At 65.4% G+C, this 2,725-nt stretch carries 4 protein-coding genes; 2 read left to right on the forward strand and 2 right to left on the reverse strand.

Annotated elements, in window-relative coordinates; all coding sequences use genetic code 11:
- Positions 1–111: 111 nt before the first annotated feature.
- Positions 112–516 (reverse strand): hypothetical protein, encoded by a 405-nt coding sequence (locus KUM49_RS34155; RefSeq protein ID WP_308406883.1) that lies wholly within the window; start codon positions 514–516, stop codon positions 112–114.
- A gap of 236 nt (positions 517–752) precedes the next feature.
- Here KUM49_RS34155 and KUM49_RS50855 point away from each other — a divergent pair, with 236 nt between their 5' ends.
- Together KUM49_RS50855 and KUM49_RS34165 are read left to right on the forward strand one after the other, a co-directional pair.
- The gene (locus tag KUM49_RS50855) at positions 753–938 is read left to right on the forward strand and encodes a LuxR C-terminal-related transcriptional regulator (protein ID WP_374200230.1); all 186 of its coding nucleotides are present in this window, start codon (positions 753–755) and stop codon (positions 936–938) included.
- Positions 939–1,029: 91 nt separating this feature from the next.
- Positions 1,030–2,151: an IS630 family transposase gene (locus tag KUM49_RS34165; protein ID WP_308406884.1), complete on the forward strand. Its 1,122-nt coding sequence runs from the start codon at positions 1,030–1,032 to the stop codon at positions 2,149–2,151.
- 21 nt (positions 2,152–2,172) lie between these two features.
- Here the strand turns inward: KUM49_RS34165 and KUM49_RS34170 are convergent, their stop codons facing one another.
- On the reverse strand, positions 2,173–2,583 hold the full coding sequence (locus KUM49_RS34170) for a hypothetical protein (protein ID WP_217240856.1): 411 nt from the start codon (positions 2,581–2,583) through the stop codon (positions 2,173–2,175).
- Positions 2,584–2,725 lie beyond the last annotated feature (142 nt).

Here is a 2,725-nt window from a genome sequence, read left to right on the forward strand (position 1 = left end):
AAGTCCTCCAGATCACACCGGACCGCGGCCAACTCCCCACTCATCACACCCGGTCAACGGCCCGCCCCATCAAACGGACACGCCACCAGCGACTGAACTGACCAAGCCCTACTAGCACTGACTGAACTTGATGAACCCGTCGCCGTTCTCGTCCACCGGGTCGAACAGGATATTGGCTGCCGACGTCCAGCCGTAGGTCTGAGTTCCCGCGAGCCGGACGTACCACCAATCGTTGCCGTGGGAGTTGGTGGTCCAGCACTGGAAGTAGACCGTGCTGCCCTCAGAAGCCCATCCGGTGTTGACGCACCCGTACTGGTAGGGACCGCTCTTGAGATTGAATCCCCCTTTCATGTACCCACGCCCCTCGCCGTTGGCGCTGGAGGTCCAGCATTCCGCCTGGGCGGCGGCGTTCGCAGACGGCGCGAGTGCGGCGCCGGCTCCGAACACCATGAAGGCCGCGAGCAGCGCATTCACGATGGATCGAATCAGGCCACGTTGTGATGCAGAACCCGACACGGGGCAGCTCCTTCTCTGAAAGGCATGGCAGGGGTCCGGGAGACCTCAAGAGCAAGTGATGGCCGACGGACGCGGACTTGTGATCCCAGAACGTACGGTCCGCCGCGTACGACGCGCGTCCCACGCGGGGTTGAACTCCCGTGCAGACCAGCGTGGTAGGCGCGCGGTTCCTGCAACTTCCGCGGTACCGCGGAAGTTTGACGCCCATCCGCTGGGGCCGGCTCTAGGCTGCTGCGGTGCGGATCCACCCTCTCGCCGTCGAAGCGCTGATTGTGGCAGCGCTGACCGGCCCCGATCTGGAGGCGTTGACCGCCCGCGAACTGGACGTCCTCAAACTGATCGCCCTCGGCCTGTCCAACCTGGCGATCGCTGAGCGCCTCTACATCAGCAAGGCGACAAGGCCCACCTCAACCGCACGATGACCAGCTAGTGCTGTGGCCGGATTGGTTCACCGGGTTGGTGGTTGGGGCGGTTGGATGGGCGGCGACGTCCGATCCGACCGCTGGAGGTGTGGTGGCCGAGCCTGTGCGGGTGCGCAGACTGACCGATCAGGAAGGGCAGAAGCTGCAGCAGATCGTGCGCCGGGGCAGTACCAGCTCGGTGCGCTACCGGCGGGCGATGATGCTGCTGGCGTCCGCCGGCGGGAACCGCGTCCCGGTGATCGCGCAGTTGGTCCAGGCGGACGAGGACACGGTGCGGGAGGTCATCCACCGGTTCAACGAGATCGGTCTGGCCTGTCTGGACCCTCGATGGGCGGGAGGCCGTCCCCGCCTGCTCACCCCTGACGACGAGGACTACGTCGTCCAGACGGCCACCACCCGCCCCACCAAGCTCGGCCAGCCCTTCACCCGCTGGTCGATCCGCAAACTCGCCGCCTACCTGCGCCGTGTGCACGGACGCGTCATCCGTATCGGCCGTGAAGCCTTACGATGCCTGCTCCTGCGCCGCGGCGTCACCTTCCAGCGCACCAAGACCTGGAAGGAGTCGCCCGACCTCGAGCGTGACGCCAAGCTCGACCGCATCGAGCAGGTGCTGGAGCACTTCCCGGACCGGGTCTTCGCCTTCGACGAGTTCGGGCCCTTGGGGATCCGTCCCACTGCCGGCTCCTGCTGGGCGAAGCATGGCAAGCCCGACCGTCTGCCGGCGACCTACCGCCGCACGCACGGTGTGACCTACTTCCATGGCTGCTACTCCGTCGGTGACGACACCTTGTGGGGCGTCAACCGTCGCCGCAAGGGCACCGCCAACACACTGGCCGCGCTGAAGTCGATCCGTGCCACCCGACCCGACGGCGCCCCGATCTACATCATTCTGGATAACCCTTCCGCCCATACCGGCGTGGACATCCGCCGCTGGGCAAAGAAGAACAAGGTCGAGCTGTGCTTCACGCCGACCTATGCCTCCTGGGCCAACCCGATAGAGGCGCACTTCGGCCCGTTGCGGCAGTTCACATTGTCGAATTCGAATCTTCGCAGCCATCCCGCGCAGACCAGGGCCCTGCACCGATACCTGCGCTGGCGCAACGCCAATGCCCGCCACCCCGACGTCCTCGCAGCCCAGCGCAGAGAACGCGCCCGCATCCGCAGCGAAAAGGGTGTCCGCTGGGGCGGACGTCCCCTCGCACCCGCAGCCTGACACCGCCTGGCGGCCAGTGACTCAGAAGCCTCGGAAAACGCCGTCGTCGTCGACGGCGCCGGCGAACTCCTCGAAGTCCATGTTCGCCCCCGAGAGGTTGTTCTCGATGCCCCACAGCTCGGCTGCCACAACGCGGACACACCGCCCACGCTCGCCCCGCAGGTCCACCACGAGGAGCGGCAGTTCAGTCGAGGCGACAGCTACAGAGTCCACCAGGACAAGAAGTGGATGTTGGTATTCCGCAGGGATCAGGTCGAGAGCCTGGTCGAGCGTCAAGCCCTCGTACCTCTGGTCATCGACGAGTGCGACGTTGGCCAAGAAGCCCTCTCTGCTGGGCGAGTACAGCGTCGCCCGCAGAGTGTCCCAAGCACCGTCTGCTGAGAAGTCGGTGCGCACAACGAGGGCTTCCAAAGTGCAGGGGAGCTGATTCATGCGCGGACAGTACCGCCAACCCGGTGAACCAATCCGGCCACAGCACTAGTGTGATGCGCCAGAAATCGCGGGCTTAAGTCTGTAGCCTGTTTTCATGTCTCGGGGTCCTCGTGCCGTCGAAGTTGCGTTGTCCGATGAGGAG

The sequence above is a fragment of the Streptomyces sp. AC555_RSS877 genome (assembly GCF_019049245.1).
Taxonomy (GTDB): Bacteria; Actinomycetota; Actinomycetes; order Streptomycetales; family Streptomycetaceae; genus Streptomyces.